At 66.8% G+C, this 18,960-nt stretch carries 18 protein-coding genes; 4 read left to right on the top strand and 14 right to left on the bottom strand.

Annotated features, from left to right (window positions below; translation table 11 throughout):
- Positions 1-116: 116 nt before the first annotated feature.
- The 7 genes from JSE7799_RS11360 to JSE7799_RS11330 all read right to left on the bottom strand — a co-directional run bounded on the left by JSE7799_RS11360 (position 117) and on the right by JSE7799_RS11330 (position 6,914).
- Positions 117-1,130: a major capsid protein gene (locus tag JSE7799_RS11360; protein ID WP_055663703.1), complete on the bottom strand. Its 1,014-nt coding sequence runs from the start codon at positions 1,128-1,130 to the stop codon at positions 117-119.
- A 40-nt stretch (positions 1,131-1,170) separates the two neighbouring features.
- The gene (locus JSE7799_RS11355) at positions 1,171-1,536 is read right to left on the bottom strand and encodes a head decoration protein (protein ID WP_055663702.1); all 366 of its coding nucleotides are present in this window, start codon (positions 1,534-1,536) and stop codon (positions 1,171-1,173) included.
- 3 nt (positions 1,537-1,539) lie between these two features.
- Positions 1,540-2,583, bottom strand: coding sequence for a head maturation protease, ClpP-related (locus JSE7799_RS11350; protein WP_055663701.1), 1,044 nt, complete (start codon positions 2,581-2,583; stop codon positions 1,540-1,542).
- Between the two features lie 4 nt (positions 2,584-2,587).
- Positions 2,588-4,078 carry a phage portal protein gene (locus JSE7799_RS11345; RefSeq protein WP_055663700.1) on the bottom strand — a complete coding sequence of 497 codons (1,491 nt, stop codon included), beginning with the start codon at positions 4,076-4,078 and terminating at the stop codon, positions 2,588-2,590.
- A 3-nt stretch (positions 4,079-4,081) separates the two neighbouring features.
- Positions 4,082-4,297 carry a phage head-tail joining protein gene (locus JSE7799_RS11340; RefSeq protein ID WP_055663699.1) on the bottom strand — a complete coding sequence of 72 codons (216 nt, stop codon included), beginning with the start codon at positions 4,295-4,297 and terminating at the stop codon, positions 4,082-4,084.
- A gap of 3 nt (positions 4,298-4,300) precedes the next feature.
- A complete protein-coding gene (locus JSE7799_RS11335; protein WP_055663698.1) occupies positions 4,301-6,229 on the bottom strand; it encodes a phage terminase large subunit family protein in 1,929 nt (642 codons plus the stop codon).
- Between the two features lie 82 nt (positions 6,230-6,311).
- Positions 6,312-6,914, bottom strand: a complete 603-nt coding sequence (locus tag JSE7799_RS11330; RefSeq protein WP_055663697.1) for a hypothetical protein — start codon at positions 6,912-6,914, stop codon at positions 6,312-6,314.
- Between the two features lie 111 nt (positions 6,915-7,025).
- Here JSE7799_RS11330 and JSE7799_RS11325 point away from each other — a divergent pair, with 111 nt between their 5' ends.
- Together JSE7799_RS11325 and JSE7799_RS11320 are read left to right on the top strand one after the other, a co-directional pair.
- Positions 7,026-7,298: a hypothetical protein gene (locus JSE7799_RS11325; RefSeq protein WP_055663696.1), complete on the top strand. Its 273-nt coding sequence runs from the start codon at positions 7,026-7,028 to the stop codon at positions 7,296-7,298.
- A gap of 95 nt (positions 7,299-7,393) precedes the next feature.
- On the top strand, positions 7,394-7,978 hold the full coding sequence (locus tag JSE7799_RS11320) for a DUF3489 domain-containing protein (protein ID WP_055663695.1): 585 nt from the start codon (positions 7,394-7,396) through the stop codon (positions 7,976-7,978).
- 59 nt (positions 7,979-8,037) lie between these two features.
- On the opposite strand, the gene JSE7799_RS11315 is transcribed toward JSE7799_RS11320, so the two are convergent.
- The 6 genes from JSE7799_RS11315 to JSE7799_RS11290 form a co-directional block, all read right to left on the bottom strand.
- Positions 8,038-8,667 (bottom strand): class I SAM-dependent methyltransferase, encoded by a 630-nt coding sequence (locus JSE7799_RS11315; protein WP_055663694.1) that lies wholly within the window; start codon positions 8,665-8,667, stop codon positions 8,038-8,040.
- A gap of 79 nt (positions 8,668-8,746) precedes the next feature.
- Entirely contained in the window at positions 8,747-8,968 is a 222-nt protein-coding gene (locus JSE7799_RS11310) for a DUF7220 family protein (protein ID WP_055663693.1), read from the bottom strand.
- The gene (locus JSE7799_RS11305; protein ID WP_055663692.1) at positions 8,965-10,287 is read right to left on the bottom strand and encodes a site-specific DNA-methyltransferase; all 1,323 of its coding nucleotides are present in this window, start codon (positions 10,285-10,287) and stop codon (positions 8,965-8,967) included. The genes JSE7799_RS11310 and JSE7799_RS11305 overlap by 4 nt, the downstream gene beginning before the upstream one ends.
- A 432-nt stretch (positions 10,288-10,719) precedes the next feature.
- A complete protein-coding gene (locus JSE7799_RS11300) occupies positions 10,720-11,172 on the bottom strand; it encodes a DUF6362 family protein (RefSeq protein ID WP_055663691.1) in 453 nt (150 codons plus the stop codon).
- On the bottom strand, positions 11,165-11,365 hold the full coding sequence (locus JSE7799_RS11295; RefSeq protein WP_055663690.1) for a hypothetical protein: 201 nt from the start codon (positions 11,363-11,365) through the stop codon (positions 11,165-11,167). The genes JSE7799_RS11300 and JSE7799_RS11295 overlap by 8 nt, the downstream gene beginning before the upstream one ends.
- The gene (locus JSE7799_RS11290; RefSeq protein WP_055663689.1) at positions 11,362-11,883 is read right to left on the bottom strand and encodes a crossover junction endodeoxyribonuclease RuvC; all 522 of its coding nucleotides are present in this window, start codon (positions 11,881-11,883) and stop codon (positions 11,362-11,364) included. The genes JSE7799_RS11295 and JSE7799_RS11290 overlap by 4 nt, the downstream gene beginning before the upstream one ends.
- A gap of 731 nt (positions 11,884-12,614) precedes the next feature.
- Between JSE7799_RS11290 and JSE7799_RS11285 the strand changes: the two genes are divergently transcribed.
- Positions 12,615-13,823, top strand: coding sequence for an ATP-binding protein (locus JSE7799_RS11285; RefSeq protein ID WP_055663688.1), 1,209 nt, complete (start codon positions 12,615-12,617; stop codon positions 13,821-13,823).
- Positions 13,813-16,341 carry a S8 family peptidase gene (locus JSE7799_RS11280; protein ID WP_055663687.1) on the top strand — a complete coding sequence of 843 codons (2,529 nt, stop codon included), beginning with the start codon at positions 13,813-13,815 and terminating at the stop codon, positions 16,339-16,341. The genes JSE7799_RS11285 and JSE7799_RS11280 overlap by 11 nt, the downstream gene beginning before the upstream one ends.
- 25 nt (positions 16,342-16,366) lie before the next feature.
- Here the strand turns inward: JSE7799_RS11280 and JSE7799_RS11275 are convergent, their stop codons facing one another.
- Positions 16,367-18,955: a VapE domain-containing protein gene (locus tag JSE7799_RS11275; RefSeq protein ID WP_055663686.1), complete on the bottom strand. Its 2,589-nt coding sequence runs from the start codon at positions 18,953-18,955 to the stop codon at positions 16,367-16,369.
- Positions 18,956-18,960 lie beyond the last annotated feature (5 nt).

Below are 18,960 nucleotides of genomic sequence, written 5' to 3'. Positions count from 1 at the left end.
CCGGCGCGCCACGGCCCGGACGAGGACGGGTGCGCCACCCTCGGGGGTGTAGACGGCGTCGCGTGCGACATTGCCATCCGCGAACAGGGCGTCCAACGCCATTGCGACAGCCATCATCAGGTCCGCCTTGCCGAGCGCAGAACCTGCGGGCGGGTGCAGATCGGCAACGGGTTGCTCTCGATCTCGAGGCGCACCCATTCGTCCCGGTCGCGGTCTGGGATCATGCGCGCGTAGAGCGGCAGACCCACCGTGTTGACTGTCTCGAACGTGTCGGCGGGGGCGTAGTAGATCTCGAACAGCCCCTCGACCCCCTCGGGGTAGAAGTACGCCTTGTCCGTGGACACGCCGAAGCCCAGCCCGCCCCGATAGCGCCGGAAGGTGATGCCGCCGAAGCTGACCTCCTCGCCCACGCGCCCGCGCAGATCTGCGGCCGCGGCAGTGTTTAGATAGGTCTCGCGCACCTCCTTGTGGGCGACCAGATCGGCGAAGAAGGCCGAGCCGCATTCGGCGCGCAGCTGCACCTGACCGGCGGCGAGACCGCCGAGGCTGTCCTCGACGCTTTCGATCATGGCTTGGCAGCGCTTGCGCAAGGCCCCCGAAGCCGGGGTGGCATTGTCCAGATCGAAGTCGACCTCCGCGGCCGGGGTGATGGCGAACTCGGCGTGGTAGTCGATGACCGTTGCCCCGTCCCTGGGATCCTTCACCACGCCCTGGATGCCGTTGAACAGGTGGAACTCAAACGTCGCCTCGGCATCGTTCCTGAGTCGGCCCAGTTTGCGCGCCACCTCGGTCTGCACCTGCTGGACGGCGGTTTCCGAACCAAAGTCACGGACTGCCTGGATCTCCGAGGCCCAGAGCACGTCCTGCTTCTTGAACTGTCGGCAGACGAAGGCGCGCATCTCGCGGCGCTCCGGGATCTGGCTCTCATAGGCCGAGCCGCGTTCGGAGAACGGGATCAGCGACAGGGTGCCGTCGCGGCTCTCGATCATTACGGTGCGGCTGCGGACGCCGCGGGCGCCGAAGAGCCCGGCCCCCGAGAGGATCGCGGGCTTGAAGGGGATGTTCTCGAGCGCGCGGGTCAGCTCGACAATGGTGAAGGCATCGCCTTCGAAGATGTCCATGGTGGCCATGGGAATGCCTCCGGGTCAGGAATTGGGGGGTGGCGCGGGATCAGCGGACGAGAATGCCCGCGGCGAGCAGCGCCGCATGGGCGGCCGTGATCTCGGCCTCAGCGAGCGTGCCAGTGAATACGAGGTCGTGAGGGTTGACGATGGCGGGGCCGCGGACGAGGGCGACGGCCGGTGCATCGCCGGCGCTCGCATCCGCCTTGCCCCACAGCACCGCGACCGCGGTCTCGGTGCCGTCGATTGCGGCGGGATCGTGCGCGGCGTATTTGCCCGAGCCGGTGATCTTGCCCAGGACCGTGCCGGGTGCGAGCGTGCCCGCGGCGACGGTGATGGTCTCGCGGGTGTAGTCGCGCAGCACTTCCCAGACGAGGAAGCCGCCGGGGTGCGTGCCTTCTGTGAGCGAGGGCATGGCTTATCCTTTCAACTTGAAGGTGCGGGCGATGACATCGCCCCAGGGGCGCGTGGTCTCGCTGCGCCCGGGTTGCGGGTGATGCGGATTGATCTGCGGCGCGGCCTCGGCCTTTGCGTCAAGAAGGCTCGCGCGCACCGCATCCAGGCTGGCGTCTTCCTCAAGGAAGCGCCCGGCCATCTGCGGCTGGCCTGCCAGGCGGCAGAGGTCGATCACGGCGCGGGCATGGGCAATGGCCTCGGCGCGGATCACCCCGGCGTCGGGTGGTCCGTTGGCGACTGCAACGCAGCTCTCCACTTCGCTTGATCGGGTGTTCCGGTCTGCAACACCCGGCGCGCTTTCCGCGAGCGGCTCTGCACCCGCAGCAGGAACAACATCGTTGGAGACGACAACGATGCCCGCCGCTGTGGAGGCCGGGTCCGGCTCGACGGGTTCGATGGCCTCGACGGGTTCGACCGCTTCAACCAGTTCTGGCGGCGCGTTCCGGAAGCGTCCGATATCGAAGCTGGCGGCGATGCGCACGGGCTCGGCCAGGCGCGTGACAAGGCCCGCCTCCAGCGCCTCGGCAGCCGAGAGCCAGGTCTCGGCGGCCAGCAGTGCCGCGATCTCCGCCTCGGGCTTGCCGGATCTGGTCGCGTAGCCGCGCGTCATGCTGGCCGCGATCTTGTCCAGCGTCCCGGCCATGTCGCGCATGTCCGCCGCGGTGCCCATGACCAGCCCGGACGGGTCATGGATCATCAGGAAGGCGTTTTCCGGCATGACGATCTCGTCGCCCGCCATCGCGATGTAGCTCGCCGCCGAAGCCGCGATGCCGTCGATCCAGACGGTGACAGTCCCTGCGTGACGGCTCAGTGCGTTGTGGATGGCGACCGCGTCGAAGACCGACCCGCCGGGGCTGTTGAGGCGCAGGTCGATGGGGGCATCATCCGGCAGCGCACCCAGCTCGGCCAGAAACCCCTTGGCGCTGACGCCATAGGCGCCGATCTCGTCATAGATCAGCACCTCCGCGCCCGAAGCCCGGGCGCGGATCGTGTACCAGCTCTTCATGATGTCACTCCTGTGTAGTGCGACCGTCCGCGCCGTCGGCCGGATTGGGCCGCTTTTCCGGCGTCGCGCGGGCGCCTTGCGTCTCGCCGGGGCTGGTGCGATAGCGCAGTCCCAGATCAGCCACGCGCGCGGCGTCGGCTGCATTCTCGCGGTCCACCTCCTCGACGTCATAGCCGGTGGCCTCGACCACCTTGCGCCGGGAGGTGATCCCGGCCTCCATCGCCAGGACCTGCGCCTGGATGTCCTTCAGCGGATCGACCCAGTCCCATCGCGGCGGGATCCACTGAACCATGCGCGCAGCGACCGGATCGGCCAGGTCCAACCGGCCTGCCAGCTGTCCCGTCTCCAGCCAGCGCGCCCAGATGGGGCGGCAGAGCTGATGCGCGATCACCCCGTGCTGAAGCTGCTGCACCCGTCGGCGGAACTCGACCAGTTCCGCGCGCAAGGACGAATAGTTGGCTTGGCGGACGTCGCCGGTCACCAGGTGATAGGGCAACCCCAGCGAGGCCGAGACCGCGAGCAGCGTCCGGTACTGGAACGCCTCGTAGCCGCCGCCGACATCCGCCGGAGACGAGAACTTCACATCCTCGCCCGGCAGCAGCACCTGCATCGTGCCCGGCTCCAGGCTGGCGATGGCGGTCCCGTCGAGATCCGGCTCGGTCTCCCCCATCATCGGGTCTTCCGGCGCGGTCTTGGTGATGAAGCCCGCGAACATCGCCGCGGTCTTCTTCCGGTCCAGCTCCGCGTCGTCGTACTGATCGAGCAGGAACAGCCGCACCATGGCCGGGGCCACATGCGGCAGTCCGCGGATCTGGCCCGCGTCGATGGGGCGGTAGATGTGCAGCACGTCCGCCGCCGGCACGCGCACCGTTTCCGGCACGGCCACACGCTGATCGGTGCTGTCGCCGGGATGGCTGCGGCGGAAGTGATAGGCCACCCGCCGCCCGATCGCATCGAACTCGATGCCGCAGCGGATGCGGTTGCCGTTGGCCGCCGGGCCCGTCTTCTCGAAGGGCAGCATTTCGGACTGGAGAAGCTGCATCTGCAGCGGCACCAGCAGCCCGTCCTCGGCCCGGCGCGGGCGCATCCGCACGAAGCACTCGCCCGCGACGAACATCTCGCGCGCCACCATGGCCTGCAGACCGTAGAAGTCGGTCAGCCCGTCCGCGTCCGCCTCGTCCGTCCAGGCGAGCCAGAGCCGTTGCACCCGATCGCGCAAGCCGGCGTCGTCGATCAGCGAGGATGGCTTGATCCCGTCCCCCACCATGTTGGACGCGAAGGCCTCGCAGGCATTCGCCGCGTAGCCATTCGTGACCACCAATTCCCGCGCGCGGGCCAGCAGCTTCGGGCCGCCGGAGGCGACCAGCGTGTTGATGTTCTCCAGCGGCGGGTTCCAGCCCCGCAGCCGGCGTTTGGACATCGCGCCCTCGAGCCGGGCGCGCACGGCTGCGGGGCCGCGTCCACGGGAGCGGCGAAACCGGTCGAACAGCCCCATGGATCAGAGCCCCTTGGACGTGGTGATGCGCACATGGCGGACAATGCGCCGCCCCTCGAGGGCCGCGATCTCGCGATCCAGCGCCTCGATCGCCCGGTCGATCTCGGCCACGCTGCGGTAATCCACGGTCTTGCCGTCATAGCTGACCCGCGCCACGCCTGATGACCGCTGCGCCGAGAGAGCCTCGCGGCGCGCGCGCAGGTCAGCAATAGTGGCCATAGATCACCCCATGTAACTCGACCTCACCGTGCGCCGCCGTACGGACGGGCGTGGCGCAGATTTGGCGGCCGCATCCCCGTCCGATCCGTCCAGTTCGACCGCCAGCTGTCGCTCCAGCTCCTGCCAACGTGCGTCCGCCCAGCGATCCGCACCTGCTATCCAGGCCGCGGCCCGCGCATAGACCCGACAGTCCAGCGCCTCGTTGCGCTCCCGCAGCTTCTGCCATTCCAGCTTCGAGAAGCCGCGCCTGGTGCGCACGGTGATCAGTTGCTCGGCCGTCAGCTGCTTGAGCCACTCGCCGTCGGCCCATGTCGGCAGGTGAATCGTACCAGCGGGGCAGGGGGCGCCGGCAGTGACGTCTTCCGCCATCGGCCTCTCCTGCCGCAGGAAACGGTAGGTCTCGGCCTTGAAGGTCGATGTCGCCACGGACCACAGCCGCGCGCCGCGTCGCAAGCGTCTGCCGCCGATGGTGGCGTCGACATAGGTCGGGCCCGTCACCGGGCTCGCGCGGTTGAACCCCTCGAGCCCCTTGACCGGGGCCACCTGCGCAAACCCGACCTGGCGCGCCCAGCCATAAACGGCGCTGGTCTCGTAGCCGGTATCGATGGCCAGCTTGGCGATGGTCAGGTGCTGGCCGCTGGCATGCGCCCATGTACGCCCCAGCAGCTCCGTCAGCGTCTGCCAGCAACCCGGATCGCCGGGACCGCCCTCGATGACAACATGATCGACCAGCCAGCTTTCCAGCCCGCGCCCCCAGGCCCAGACATCGATCTCGATCCGGTCCTTCTGCACGTCGACGCCGGCCGTGAGGAATAGACCACCCGCCGGCACGGTGCCCGCGGTCCATTCTTCGCGCCGCTCTGCCAGCCGCTGCCAGTCCGGCGCCTCGCCCGTCTCGAACCAGGTCTCGCCGAGGATCGTGTTGCGGAACGCGCGCATGGCCTCGTCGTTGCCCTGTGCCGCCTCCCAGGCCCGCGCGATCCGCGCCCAGCTGAGCCAGCCGATCGGCGAATAGAGCGCCGAGAGGTGATAGCCCACTGTGTGCGGGTCTTTGGTCTCCGCCGAGGCGCGCCATTCTCCGGCCGCCAGCATCGCCGTCTTGTGATGCTCGGCGATGGCCGTCTCACAGCCCTCGCAGTGATATTCCGCCGTGTCCGGCTGGCCCTTGTCCCACCGCAGCCGTTCGAAGCGCAGCCATTGCGCATGGCCGCAATGCGGGCATGGCACATGATAGCGGCGCTGATCGCTGGCCTCGAATTCCCGCTCGATCCGGCTCAGCCCCCGGATCGTCGGCGTCGAGATCAGCAGCGCCTTGCGCCGATGCGCGAAGGTCAGCGAGCGGGCTTCGGCCAGGCTGACAGGATCGCCTTCCTCATCGGCCGAGGCCGGATAGGCATCGACCTCGTCGAGAAACAGGTACCGCGCCGGGGTCGAGCGCAGCCCCACCGCCGAGTTCGCGCCGGTCATGATCAGGATGCCGCCCGCGAACTCCTTTGACAGCATCGTATTGCCCGCATCGCGCGAGCGCGCCGGCTTGATCCGCTCGCGCAGTTCCGGGCTTTCCTCGATCAGCGGGTCGATCCGCTGGCGCGAGTTGCGCTTGGCCAGCTCCACCGTCGGCTGGACCGCCAGCATCGGCCCCGGTGCGTGGTGCATCACGAAGCCGATAAAGCAGTTCCCCGCTTCCGTCGCGCCCACCTGCGCGGCCTTCATGAACACCACACGCTGCACCGGGCTGACCGGCGACAGCGCATCCATGATCTCGCGCATGTAGGGCGTGCGGGCTGTCCGATACCGCCCCGGCTCGGCGCTCGCGCGCGAGCTGAGCCAGCGGTGCCGGTCCGCCCATTGCGACACCGTCAGGTCCGGGTCGGGCCGCAGGCCCCGCGACCAGGCGCGCAACAGGTCGTTGGCCCCGTCGAAGGCGAACATCTCCGGCCCTTCGCTTGCGCTCCGGGCGTTCGTCCCTTGCGATGGTCCACCGGACCCTCGCATCCGCTCCGCGGACTGGTTCTCACCCAAGGCCGCTGCGGATATCGGCGAGGCTGTCGAGCTGGGCGCGGACATGGGCTTCCAGAACCTTCTGCATCACCGCCGCCTCCACCGTGATCCCCTCTCCCGGGGCGGCCGCCAGTTCCGAGGCCATGAGCGCGGCCACCCGCGCGGGCCAGGTCACCCAGGCATCGCGTTCCTCGCGCGCCAGCCGAAACATCAGCGTTTCCGCCCGCGCCTTGTCGACCAGCTCGCCTTTCAGCTTTTGCAGCCTGATACGGCGTTCCTGCGCCTTCAGCACCTCGTTCGCGGTCTTGGCCTGAAGGAAGGTCGTGCTGCCGCCGACGGCGGGGGCGGCCATGCCCTGTTCGCGCAACGTGTCGCTTACCGCAGAGAGGGCGGCCTCCGGCACGGGCTTCAGCTTTGACCTGGCCGCCGCAGACGGTTTCGCGGCGGCGCGAGTCTTCGACGGGTCGGTCGTCTCGGCCCGGCGCGTGTCCGACGCTTCCGCGTCGATGCTGCCGTCAGGGTGCAGCACCAGCCGTCCGGTCTCCTTGGCCTTCTGGATCGCTCCGCGCGACAGGCCGACGCGCGCGGCGTACTGGCGTTCGCTCATGCCGTCCATGCCGCGCTCCGATTGTCATTCTAAATCATGTTCTTATCGAGTTGATAAGCCTCCGCGCCAGAGCGAACGTCGATCCACAAGCACGATGCAACTCACGACGGAGTCCCCGCGATGACGACCCGCATGATCCCGATCACCACCCCGCGCCACGAACTCCGCGCCGAGAAGGCGCGCCGGAACAAGGAAGCCGCGCTCGCGGCCTTTATGGCCAAGAAGGCCGAAATCGACGAGAGGCTCGCCCGCCTGAAGGCGCTCAGCGACGACCACTTCAACTGCCACCCCGACGAGGCGGGCTGGGCGATGGTCGGCACCCTCGAACACTACGCCAGCCTGCTGAAGCGCATCACCGACAGCGCTTTCGGCGAAGGCGAACACGCCCGCTGATATCCGGCACAGCCGAAGCTCCTGCCGCGCCGACGCGCGGCTCGGGGTCGTAGGAGGGTCGCGGCGGTCGCGGCCCCCACCAAGGAGACGACACCATGACCAAGCTTTCCGACACGCAAGCGATCATCCTCAGCGCCGCCGCGCAGCGCGACGACCGCAACGTTCTGCCGCTGCCCGGCTCGCTCCGCGGCGGCGCCGCCGCCAAGGTGGTCGGGGCGTTGCTGAAGCGCGGGCTGATCGCCGAGACGGCAACCGACAACCAGACCAAGGCCGACGCGGCGCTCAACCGGATCTGGCGCAACAACGAGGACGGCCACGCCATGCTCCTGCACATCACGGACGCGGGCCTCGCCGCCATCGGCATCGAGCCGGAAGGCGGCGACCGCGCGCCCACGGGCGCCGACGCAGCGCCGAGCGCGGAAGCCCCTGAGGACGCCCCCGCTGAGGCCGACCCCGCGCCAAAGGCGCGCACACCGCGCACGGGCACGAAACAGGCGAAGCTGATCGAGATGCTCCGCGCCGAGGGCGGCGCAACCATCGACGAGATCGTCGCCGCCACAAATTGGCAATCTCACACAGTGAGGGGCGCCATGTCCGGCGCGCTCAAGAAGAAGCTGGGCCTGACGATCACCTCCGAGAAGGTCGACGGAAAGGGTCGCGTTTACGCCATCCGCGACTGACGCTGCGCACGGCCTCCCACTGCATGTCGCCGCCCCCGATGGGGCGGCGGTCTCTCGTCTCAGCGATCCGTTTTCCGGAACACGCTGTACTGAAAGCTCTGTCGGTTGCCCTTTGGCGTGACGTGCATGTGGCGTCTGGCCTCGAGCATCTCGAACCGGCCCGGAAGCAGACGATCGAGTTCCTGCGCCAGCTCTTCCGGCGCATAGCGCACCACGGGCAGGCCCGAGCACATCTCGGGCCCGTCGTCGGCGAACGTCGCGATGATCGCGATCCCGCCCGGGCGCAGGGCATCCGACAGGGCGCGGGCGTAGCCGGCGCGATCCTCGGCCCCGGTCAGGAAATGGAACACCGCCCGGTCGTGCCAGACCGCGTAATCCCGATCGGGCTTCCACGTCGTGATGTCCGCTTCGATCCACGCAACGTCGTCGGCCTTCGGGCCGAGCCGCTGCCGGCTGACGGCCAGGGCGGCCGCGGAGAGGTCCAGCACCGTGAGCGGGCCAAAACCCTCCTCGAGCAGCGCATCAACCAGACGAGACGCGCCGGCCCCGATATCGATGAACGGCTCGCCCGGTTGCAGATGTTCGCGGATCAGATCGAGAGATATCGCCGGCATTGCTTCGAACCATGTCAGTGCGTCTTCCGACCGCGCGCCGTAGACTCCGTCCCAATGCTGCTGCCTGCCTGCCATCTTGCCCGGTTCCTCCTCATGGGAGCGAACCTAGTCCATCGAGGCGCCGCGCGACACCGTCATCGCATCCCGAGCGTCCTCAAGAGCTCCGGACCCGGAACGCCTCGAACAGCCGCCGCAGCAGGTAGCCGCGCGCCAGCGACACGCCGAGGAAGGCGAGGCCGATGGTCAGATGCTCCGCGAGCCCCGTCTCGATCCCGAACCATGGGAACACGACGATCTGCGTCGCGATGGCCAGCACGTAGCCGACGACGACATTCGTCACGGCCTCGATCAGCGACATGGTGCGCGTCTGCTTCACGCGGCATTCTCCTGCGCAACAGCCCCCAGCCGCTCAGCCCTCACCTCGGCGAAGGTCTGTCCATCGCCGTCGAGGATCGCGTCCTTCCCGGTCTCGGCCTGCCAGCGTTCCACGGCGACATCGACATAGGCCGGGCTGATCTCCATTGCGAAGACGCGGCGGCCGTTGGCCTCGCCCGCCATGATCTGCGAGCCAGACCCAGCGAACGGCTCATAGCAGAGCCCGCCCCGCGCCACATGCTGGCGCATCGGAATGCCGAAAGCGTCCAGCGGTTTCGGCGTCGGGTGGTCGGGGCGCTCGTCCCTGGTGAAGCTGGGCATCTCCCAGGTCGAGGGCAGCGTCTGCTCGGCCACCTTCGGCGGGCGGTTCGGGCGGCGCCAGCCCATGAAGCAGGGCTCGTGCTTCCAGAGGTAGTGCGACCGCGTGAGCACCCCGCGGTCCTTCACCCAGATGATCTGCTGGTGAACGAAGGCGCCGGCCTTCTCCCAGCAGGCCTCCAGCATCGCCTGGCGGCGCGAGGCGTGCCAGCAGTACCAGGCCGCATCCTCGGTGATCGCCTCGGCCACCGCCGCGGCGATGAAGCCGTCGTAGAGCTCGGCGCCCTGGCTGCTGTCGTCCCAAGTGGTGCCGTAGCTCTGGCTCCAATCCTTGTTGCGCGTCGGATGGTTCGAGCCGTCGTAATCGACGAGGTATGGCGGGTCGGTCGCGAACAGCACGGCGCGCTCGCCATTCATCAGGCGGCGCACGTCTTCGTGGCTGGTCGAGTCCCCGCAGAGTAAACGATGGTCGCCGAGGATCCAGAGATCGCCGGTGCGCGACGCAGGATTGCGCGGCGGCTCCGGAATGACGACAGGCGGCACAGTGCCACCAGCGCCGCCTTCGCCGCCATCCTCCTCGGGCACATAGGCCAGCAGCTTGTCCAACTCACCATCGGAGAAGCCGACCAGCGACAGGTCGAAATCCTCGGCCAGCAACTCGTTCAGTTCGGCCGACAGCAGCGCCTCGTCCCAGGTGCCGAGTTCGGTCAGCTTGTTGTCAGCCAGACGATAGGCCCGCCGCTGCGCCTCGGTCAGGTGGCCCAGCACGATGACCGGCGCCTCAGTGAGGCCCAGTTGCGTGGCGGCGAGCACGCGTCCGTGCCCCGCGATTAGCTCGCCGTCTTCTCCCACGAGGCAGGGCACGGTCCAGCCGAACTCGGCCATGCTGGCGGCCAGCTTCGCGACCTGGTCCGCCCCGTGCTGCTTGGCGTTCTTCGCGTAGGGCTGGAGCCTGGCCAGCGGCCATTGCTCGATCCGCTCAGGGGCGAAGGCGAGGGTCATGGTGGTGATCCTGTTCGATTGGTTGCGGCGGGGCGCGGCGCAAGCTGGACTCCGCCAAGGCGGAATCCAGTGGATCCCTGGGTGGACTCCCAGGCGCCGGGTATCCACCTTGGAGTCCACCCGCCAAGCGGCTGTTACTGCGTGGTTATTACGAGTTTCGGGGATGGATTCCGACCGGGTGGACTCCCAAAAAAATGGCCCTGACGCTAGCGAACTTGCGCGCCAAGCCCGCCAGCATACGTTTCGGGCCGGAAAGGAACCGGAAAACAATGGCTTGGCGGCCTGGACCCCAGCTGGACTCCGAAATCCAGCCGCGGTGTCCACCTCGGGATTGGCGATGGTTCGCCCGAGCACACGACCCCGAGTATATCGCCATGGATACCGTCAGAGGGGCGATCCGTCTCGCCGTCCGGTGTCTCGCCGAAAAGTGTCTCACGCGCCCGACGTGCCTTGACAGGCTCGGTGCGACGCGTGCGCCACCACGAACTCCATCGACCGCTTCTGCGGCACGCGCCTCCCGTTCAACCGCCAGACGATCACGGCTATCCCGTACTGCCAACGACGGTTCGCGGTGGCACGGCTGATGCCCAGCTCCCAACAGATCGGTTTCCACGGTTTCCGGTTCGCCCGGAGCCAGAGCAGGCGCGCATCGGCGGGATCGAGCCAGCGCAGCCAGAGCAGAGCATCCTCGGCCTGCGTGATGTCGCGCGGGCCGGGTTTGGGCCTGCGGGTTCTGGGCTCCTGGCCGACCTTGTCGGCGAAGCTGTGGAAGTACTCGGGCCAGGCGTTGAAGTAGCCCTGCGGCTTCACTTCGGGCAGCGAACGGAACACGTCGGCGGCGCTCTCGAGCCGATCCTCGACCATGGTGGGCGTCCAGTCAGCCATTGGCGGCCTCCCGGTCGTCCGCCCGAGGCCCATACAGCTTCTCTCCGAGTTGACGGACCAGCTCGCGCTTCGGCCACGTTAGCCGGTCGTCGTCGACGGAGACGGCGAGCACACCCTCGTCATGCCAGCCATCGCGCTTCACCTGGTCGGGATCCCGACACGTGCCACCGTAGCCTTTCGGATACCACCTCATTCCACGCCTCCGTTCGTCTCGATCGCCCAATCCAGGATGGCGATCGCATCAGCCTCGTTGTCGTCCGCGGGTGAGAACCCTCGTGCTCGGGCCGCGGCGACCATCGCCTCCTTCGGCGCGTTGCCCCTGCCGGTGGCGTGGCGCTTGATCGTGCCGACCGGAACGCCCTCGTAGGGAATGCCGCGCAGTTCGGCCCACGAGGTCAGGGTTGCCATCAGCCCACCATAGACATGGGCCGCGTCGGTGCCAGCGTGCCGACGGACCTCCTCGAACCAGATGGCGGCGATGGGCCCCGACAGCCGGTCGAGTTCGGTTAGCCAGTTGGTGAAACGGAGGTAGCGCATGCCGCCGCCGTCGAAGCGTCCGGGGCGGAAGCTGACCGTGCCGCTGGTGATCAGTCCGTCATGGCTGCGGAGCGCCCAGCCGGTCGAGGTGCCGAGATCGAGGGCGAGGATGCAGGACCGGTTGATCGCGCCCGGCTCGGGGCGGACGTCCTGCGCGGGGATCGGTGTGTTCATCGTGAAGGCTCACAAGCTGTGGGCCTTCGGCTTCGGTCACCTCAAGATGTAGCATCCAGCGGTCCTCGGCCAAAGCGAAAACGACCATGGGCGCGGCGGCGGGCGGTGATCGACGTTCGATCCGCCCCGGTCCCAACCTCAGAACGCGTGGTCCCAACCTTTGAGGGGGTTGGGACATCCCTTTATCGTTCTCGACCAATGATTTAACCGGATGAGGTCCCAACCTCGGTGTCCCCAACGGGGGTCCTTCTCTTTTCGTATAGAAAAACATGTTCCCGACCTTTTCCGTTCTCCCACATGAATGTGTAGCAAAAGGTTGGGACCACGGGGTGAGGTTGGGGACACCGTTGTTTTTGAACGGCTTTTCGTGTCCCCAACCCCCTCGAGAGGTTGGGACAGGGTTGGGACCACCGGGGAGGTTGGGACAGAGCGCCGTGACGAGAGCCGAGCAGCGACTGAAACGCTGAGTGAGGACGACAGGGTGGGCGGAGAAAGCGGTCTGATGGCAGCGCCGTACGAGAACTGGCAGTGGGCCCGCCAAAGCGGTCGTCGCCCGCTTGGCAGCGTCACCGAACGCGAGGCGCTCACCATCTTGTCCAGAGGCCGATCAGAATGGCTGTGGTGTCGATATTATTTCCGGAAATGCCGATATTTTTTGGATTATGCCTTGTAGGATCGAGCTATCGGCGATATGAATCGGCAACTCACAAACCTGATGGTGGATTTTCGACATGGAGCACTTCGCGGTCATCCAGAGCATCGTTCGGGCCGGACTGGCCGGGGATCCGGAGGCTGTGGACAAGCAGGTGCTGCGTCTTCGTGAGCGCCTCGAGAAGGCCGGAGCGACGAAGGAAGCCGCCACGTTAGAGCGCTTGCGCGCCGCCGCGCGCGACACACAGGAACTAGCTCCGAGCCGCGTGGAGATGTCGCGCGGCCATATCTCCGGGGAAGTCCTCGAGCAGGGAGTTAACCCGCCGATCGATAGAGAGACCGGGGCCCGGTTGTGCACAGTTGATTTTCCGGGTCGGAACGGCCGGGCGCCCGTTTATGGGGCAGTAGTGTCAGAAACGGTCGAGGGTCTGCTGCGGGAATGGGCCAGCGAGGCCGCGCTGCAGGAGGTAGGTGTGTCGCCCACGCGCTCTCTGTTGATTTATGGGCCGCCTGGTTCGGGTAAGACCATTACCGCCCACTATATCGCCGTCCGGTTGGGATTGCCCTTGGTCGTGGCACGCATCGACGGCCTGATATCATCGTTTCTGGGCACTACCGCGCGCAATATTGCGAATCTGTTCGACTTCGCCAACCGATACGCCTGCGTTCTGCTGTTGGACGAGTTCGACGCGCTCGCGAAACTCCGGGACGATCCGCAAGAGATCGGCGAGATCAAGCGCGTGGTCAACACCTTGCTGCAGAATCTCGATCAGCGGCACAACTTCGGAATCACGATCGCTATTACGAACCATGACAGGCTCCTGGACCCAGCCGTTTGGCGTCGCTTCGAAACGCATCTTCAACTCGGCGAGCCGGACGAGCCCGCCCGCGAAAGCCTGATTGCGCGGTTCCTCCAACCGCTCGAACCGCCTGCCTCTACCCTCAGGGTATTCTCATATTGTCTCGCGGGGTGCACGGGGGCCGACATCGAAAGAGTGTGCACGGCCGTGAAACGGACGCTGGCGCTCAGCGGCGAATCTCATGACGGGCCAGGATTGTTCCATGCCTTGAGTTCTGTACTAGCCCGTGCACCGCAGCACGATCATGTGGCGGCCCGCATCCTCGCCGTCGATCAAGAAGCTTTTATCAGCCTGATCGCGAATGATGGTACGCTTTCGCTCAAGCAAACCGAAATAGGTGAGGCGACGGGGTACGGCCAGTCGCGGGTGAGCGACCTCAAGAAGGCGAAGCGCCATCTGCCACTGCTGGAGGCGTCGCATGCCCAATAATCCGGTTCAGATCATCCTGAATGATCGCGATTTTCATCAAGCGCCCGATCCGGGACAGCCGCCGCGGAACAAGGATTTTTTCGAAGACGCCGACAAGGCATTCGTCGCCCACAAGGACTCGCTGCTGGCCGCAATCGACCGGATCATCGACGAGCTTCGGACGAGCCGTTATGGTCCTGCGGCGTATCTGAAAATCCAGATGCGCAACGAGGCACTGGCGAAATCCTATCGACCTGTATGGTGGCTGTTCAAGCCCGACCAATTCCCGTGTGTAGGGGCAGACGCGGTCGGAACGCTCTATTTTCGAGCTCCGTTGATCTACCTGAAAGCTCTGCGACAGCGCATCGAGCAGGCTGAAGCCTCCGTCGAGACAAAGTATCGGAGGGTTGACAATAAGCCTTACAAGGCGCCGACCATCGCGCGAGCAGAAGTCGGCGCCATCGAGACCATCGAAATCGCACCTCCCGAGCAGAAACGTGCATTTTCTACCGCAGCAGCTCTTGCGGCGCTCGAGGATCCTCGGGCGGTCTCCGGCTATCAGGTCGAACTTTTCGAGACGCCTGCCGAACGGGTGATCGCCGATGACCCGCTCGGACGGATCGCATTACGGCGCTCACTTGAGCGGCTGTTATTGTCTCTCGGCCTGGGTGCGCGCAGTTATCTCGCCTTTGAGGTTGGACGAACCCCCGTCCTCGAAGTTCAGCTGACCACACAGCCTGTCGGCGCTCTGATCGACAATCGAGGAGGTGTGGCTGGAAGCGACTCAGGCCAGGAAATCAGCCTCTCTTCGATGGACCGAAATCCGGAACGACACGAGGCGACCCTGAATGCGCTCCAGAAGCATCCTTTGGTGCGTGCGATCTTGCCACCAGTTCTGCTCGAGCTGACAGACGACCGTTCAAGTTCTGATGCCACTGCCGCAGCCGAACCGGTTGCCATCCCCGTTCCGGAGGGCCGATCGACTTACCCGATCGTGGGTGTCATCGACTCTGGTGTGGCGCCGGTTCTTGAGGGCTGGGTTGCGGGACGGTTCGATTATCTATCGTCAGGAGAATATGACGCGGTCCACGGCACGAACGTCGCCGGACTGCTGACCATTGGGCAAACGCTCAATAGCGTTGACGTCGCGCCCGAGGCGAATGGCTGCCGTCTCTACGACATACCCCTGTACCCTAACGGGCCGTTCATGGCTCGTTATCGTCGAGGTTTCTCCGACTTCCTAGAGGAGATCGAGCAGGCCGTCGCAGAGGCGAAGAACGAACATGGCGTCAGAGTGTTTAATCTCTCCATAAACGCGGTCGCGCCGGTCGAGCGGCACCGGTACAGTATCTACGCTTCTCGCCTCGACCAGATCGCAGATACCTACGGCGTGGTCTTCGTGAATTCCGCCGGGAACCTGCCACCCGCTCAGGCGCGTTCCGCCTGGCAGAAGCGTCCAGTCGACGTCATCAACTATTTCGCGTCACGAACCTCACCCGACACGATCTTCAAGCCCGCCGAGAGCGTCAGGTCGATCTCGGTCGGCGCGCTCAATCCTCCAAACACCAATCAGATTGCCGACGCGCCGACCGTTTACACGACGCGCGGGCCCGGTCTCCAAGTTGGTGTCAAGCCCGATGTCGCGTGCTATGGCGGAACAGGAGGGAGTGGGCCCGGAAAGCCCACCGGGCTTGCGTCATTGTCTCCTTCGGGCGGCAGGCAGAGCGTCGTCGGCACGAGTTTCGCCGCGCCGCTGGTTGCGCGTACGTTGGCAGGCCTCGACACCGCTACAGAGGGCGGCTTGTCTGTCGAAGCGCTTCGGGCAATGTTGCTGCATCACACGGCGATGCCCGAGCCACTGACGAAGCGTGGTCTCAAGGACATTGGCCGGCAATTCGCGGGTTTCGGCAGGCCGCGAGCCGTCGCCACGATGCTGGAAACGGACGACCACCAGATCACGCTGCTTTTCCAAAGCCGCCTTAGCATTGGCGAGAAGAAGCCGGTCATACTCCGGTTCCCGTTCAGCTGGCCACAAAGCCTTGTTACAGACGGACGCTGCTCAGGCCTTGCCAAAATCACGCTCGTTTACGCACCACCGCTTGATCCAGCCTTCGGTGCCGAGTTCGTCCGCGTCAATCTTGAGGCATCGCTGAAGCAGCGTCAGCCGGAGCCCGCTTCCGATGGCAGTGTCCGCTTCACGAACCAGATCGCGGCCCGCTACCTACCCAAGTCAACCAATCTCGCGATACCCGAGAAGGCGCTCATAGACCACGGCCTCAAATGGTGGCCCGCTAAGCAGTATGAGAGCACATTCGTTGAGAAAGGAAGCTCGTCGCAATGGCGTCTGGAGGTTACTAGCCTCGTTCGTGCTGAGGCGCAGTTCCCCGCGGAAGGAGTGCCATTTGCAATACTCTTGACCCTGGCAGACCCAGATGGCAGCCACCCGGTTTTCCAAGAAATGCGGCAGTGGCTCCAAGCGAGCACTGCGCTAGCACAGGATGTTCGAACGGTAACGAGGCTGCGCCCACGCGGTCGGTAAGGGCCGGTTGCCACCTTTCTGAGGCCTATCCCGTACCTCGCCGATATCGCCATTCCCGCGGCGCCTCGCGCCCGCCCTCGTCGCGCCGCCGGTACCGCTCCCAGCCGTTGGCCTTGAGGTAGGCCGAGACGCGCATCTGGTCGCCTCGGGTCCAACGCGCGGGTTCGAGCCCGATGGCCTCCTCGAGGATTTCGCCGACCGACACATCCCTCAGCGGCTCCGGGCGCGGCACGGTCTCGGTGCGGGAGTTGCCGTAGTCGGGGAAGCCATCTGAGACGGTCCGGATTTCGTGCGTCAGCCAGTGCTCGATCAGGTCGTCCCAGGCGTCGGACTGGTAGCGGCGGTCCTGTTCCTCGCGGGCTTCGGCCAGCAGCGCCGGGTCGTCGATCCACCAGATCGCGCCGGCACGGAAACGGTGGACGGCTTCGGCCCAGAGCTGGTCCCGGTCGCGCGCGAGCGCCGCGATGTCGATGGTGCCGCAGCGGAGCGGCCAGAAGCGGCGGTTGCCGGTCTCGTCGCGCAGATAGGTGTCGGGGTTCACGGTGCCGGCGAAAACGCACTGGCGCGGCACCTCGACGGTGTAGCGGCCATAGGGCGGGCGGAAGCGGTCGGTGGTGCGGGTCAGGAAGGCCTTGATGCGCGAGACTTCGGCGCGGCCGATGGCGTCGAGTTCGGCGATCTCGACGATCCAGACGCCCTGCATGTGCAGCGCCGCGTCCTTGGACCCGAGCTCGGGCAGCTCGTCGGTGAACCATTCCTCGCCGGCCAGCACCTTGATCGCGGTGGATTTGCGGGCGCCCTGTGGCCCCTCGAGGATCAGCATGTGATCGGCCTTCACGCCGGGGCGGTAGGTGCGGGCGACGGCCGAGATCAGCCAGAGCGCGCCGATGGTGTCGTTGAACGCCGTGGGTTCCGCGCCGAGATAGGCGCTGGTCCAGGTCTCGATCCGGGGCGTGCCGTCCCATGTCAGGGTGTCGAGCCAGTCGCGGACGGGATGGATGCGCAGCTCGCGGGCGACGGCGCCGACGGCACGGCTCACGACCACCGGCGCCACGTTGATGCCGCGGAGTTGCAGCCATTCGGCGGTGCGGATGTCGTCGGCGTCCTCCCAGGGGCGCGGGAGGGACGCGACGCTGTCCCAAGGCAGCGGCTGGCGCACCACGATCTCCTGCCCGAACTCGTCGAAGGCGAGCGCCCCCGCGAAGGCCGGATCGGAGGTCAGCGCGACGATGACGTTGGCCTCGTTGCGCTCGGGCGCGCCGGCCAGATCGAGCCGGAGGCGTCCGAACCAGGCGGGCTTCGGGATCGGCGCGTGCGGATCGCCGGTGGCGTTCACGCGGCGGCGGAGCTCGGCCAGCTGCTGGGTCAGGACCGAGATACCAATGCCGGTCGCAGACTTGATCCGCGCGATGACCTGCCGTTCGGGCAGAGGATCGAGCTTCGCCAGCGCGATGCGCCCGAGCAGCGTGGACAGGGCTTCGAACTCGGGCGGGTTCGTCAGTGCCTCTGCCGCGGCGATCAGCGTAGCGGGATCGTCGGCGGAGGCGACGATGGGGGTAGCCGTTTCGGCGTCGACCGGGTCAGCGGCCTGCGGCTCGGCTGCGGTATCTGTCTCGCGCGCGTAATCCTCGGCGCGGGCGCCACGTTGCAGATCGTCGTTGAAGTCGTCGCCATGGAGCGGCGCGACGATCTCGTTCGGGATGTCGGCCCGGTTCAGACGGTCCGAGAGCGTCGCGGCCGCCTGGCGGCCGGCATCTCCGGCATCGGCGTAGATGGTGACGCGCCGGGTGCCCTTGGGCCACTGGAACCGCGCCAGACCGTCGGCCGACAGCGCCGCCCAGACCGGTGTGCTGAAGAGCGCGTGGGCGGCGAGCGCCGTCTCGATACCCTCGGCGATGCCGATGTGGCCGTCCTCGGACATCGGGAAGAGCCGGACCACGGCATCCTTCACGCTGCCGAGCATCTTCTTGCCCGGGGGCGCCTTGGCGCTGCCATCGTCGAGCAGGAAGATGCGGTGGATGCCGGGCGCACGCTCGCCGTCCCGCAGCCGCAATATCGCGATCAGGCCCGGCCAGCCGCGGCAGCTGTCGAAGTCCGGGAGATCGGGGTGGAACAGCAGGTCGGGCGATCCGGGATCCGACAGCCCGCGAGCGCGCAGATAGGTCTCGCCCAACGTGCCGGCGAGCGGCACGGCCCCGTCAACGAGGCGCGCAATCTCGGCAGAGTGGTCCGGGCGCGCGCGGACGGGGGACGCCAGAGTGGGCCGCGGCGCGGGATGATCCATCCCCGCGAGCCGCGCCGCCTCGTCGAAGAGCGCGCCGTCGCAGAGCCCTGTCGCCTGAGCGATCAGGTCGATGGGGCCGGCCCGCTCGCCTGTTGCGTAATCGAAGCCCCAGCCGGCATAGGGCCCGTCGAGATGGATGGTGCAGGACCCCTCCTTGCGCGGCGGGCGCCCGGAGAGGTCTGCGCAGCGCAAGGAACGACGGTCCCGCGCGAGCCGGGCCTCGGGGAAGAGCCCCGGCAGCCAGTCGACGGCCGTGCAGGCCAGCCGCTCCTTCACCGCCGCCAGATCGTGCCGGGTCTTCGGGACCGCGATGTCGTTGAGATCGATCATCGCAC

Origin of the sequence: Jannaschia seosinensis, assembly GCF_001408515.1 — a bacterium.
In the GTDB taxonomy this organism is placed as follows: domain Bacteria; phylum Pseudomonadota; class Alphaproteobacteria; order Rhodobacterales; family Rhodobacteraceae; genus Jannaschia; species Jannaschia seosinensis.
The sequence above is the reverse complement of the archived record's forward strand: the minus strand, read 5'-3'. Positions and strand labels throughout refer to the sequence as shown.

Bases quoted from the DNA above. Each gene is read 5' to 3' on its own strand.
- JSE7799_RS11360 (WP_055663703.1), bottom strand. From the start codon at position 1,130: ATGGCCACCATGGACATCTTCGAAGGCGATGCCTTCACCATTGTCGAG.
- JSE7799_RS11355 (WP_055663702.1), bottom strand. From the start codon at position 1,536: ATGCCCTCGCTCACAGAAGGCACGCACCCCGGCGGCTTCCTCGTCTGG.
- JSE7799_RS11350 (WP_055663701.1), bottom strand. From the start codon at position 2,583: ATGAAGAGCTGGTACACGATCCGCGCCCGGGCTTCGGGCGCGGAGGTG.
- JSE7799_RS11345 (WP_055663700.1), bottom strand. From the start codon at position 4,078: ATGGGGCTGTTCGACCGGTTTCGCCGCTCCCGTGGACGCGGCCCCGCA.
- JSE7799_RS11340 (WP_055663699.1), bottom strand. From the start codon at position 4,297: ATGGCCACTATTGCTGACCTGCGCGCGCGCCGCGAGGCTCTCTCGGCG.
- JSE7799_RS11335 (WP_055663698.1), bottom strand. From the start codon at position 6,229: ATGTTCGCCTTCGACGGGGCCAACGACCTGTTGCGCGCCTGGTCGCGG.
- JSE7799_RS11330 (WP_055663697.1), bottom strand. From the start codon at position 6,914: ATGGACGGCATGAGCGAACGCCAGTACGCCGCGCGCGTCGGCCTGTCG.
- JSE7799_RS11325 (WP_055663696.1), top strand. From the start codon at position 7,026: ATGACGACCCGCATGATCCCGATCACCACCCCGCGCCACGAACTCCGC.
- JSE7799_RS11320 (WP_055663695.1), top strand. From the start codon at position 7,394: ATGACCAAGCTTTCCGACACGCAAGCGATCATCCTCAGCGCCGCCGCG.
- JSE7799_RS11315 (WP_055663694.1), bottom strand. From the start codon at position 8,667: ATGGCAGGCAGGCAGCAGCATTGGGACGGAGTCTACGGCGCGCGGTCG.
- JSE7799_RS11305 (WP_055663692.1), bottom strand. From the start codon at position 10,287: ATGACCCTCGCCTTCGCCCCTGAGCGGATCGAGCAATGGCCGCTGGCC.
- JSE7799_RS11300 (WP_055663691.1), bottom strand. From the start codon at position 11,172: ATGGCTGACTGGACGCCCACCATGGTCGAGGATCGGCTCGAGAGCGCC.
- JSE7799_RS11295 (WP_055663690.1), bottom strand. From the start codon at position 11,365: ATGAGGTGGTATCCGAAAGGCTACGGTGGCACGTGTCGGGATCCCGAC.
- JSE7799_RS11290 (WP_055663689.1), bottom strand. From the start codon at position 11,883: ATGAACACACCGATCCCCGCGCAGGACGTCCGCCCCGAGCCGGGCGCG.
- JSE7799_RS11285 (WP_055663688.1), top strand. From the start codon at position 12,615: ATGGAGCACTTCGCGGTCATCCAGAGCATCGTTCGGGCCGGACTGGCC.
- JSE7799_RS11280 (WP_055663687.1), top strand. From the start codon at position 13,813: ATGCCCAATAATCCGGTTCAGATCATCCTGAATGATCGCGATTTTCAT.
- JSE7799_RS11275 (WP_055663686.1), bottom strand. From the start codon at position 18,955: ATGATCGATCTCAACGACATCGCGGTCCCGAAGACCCGGCACGATCTG.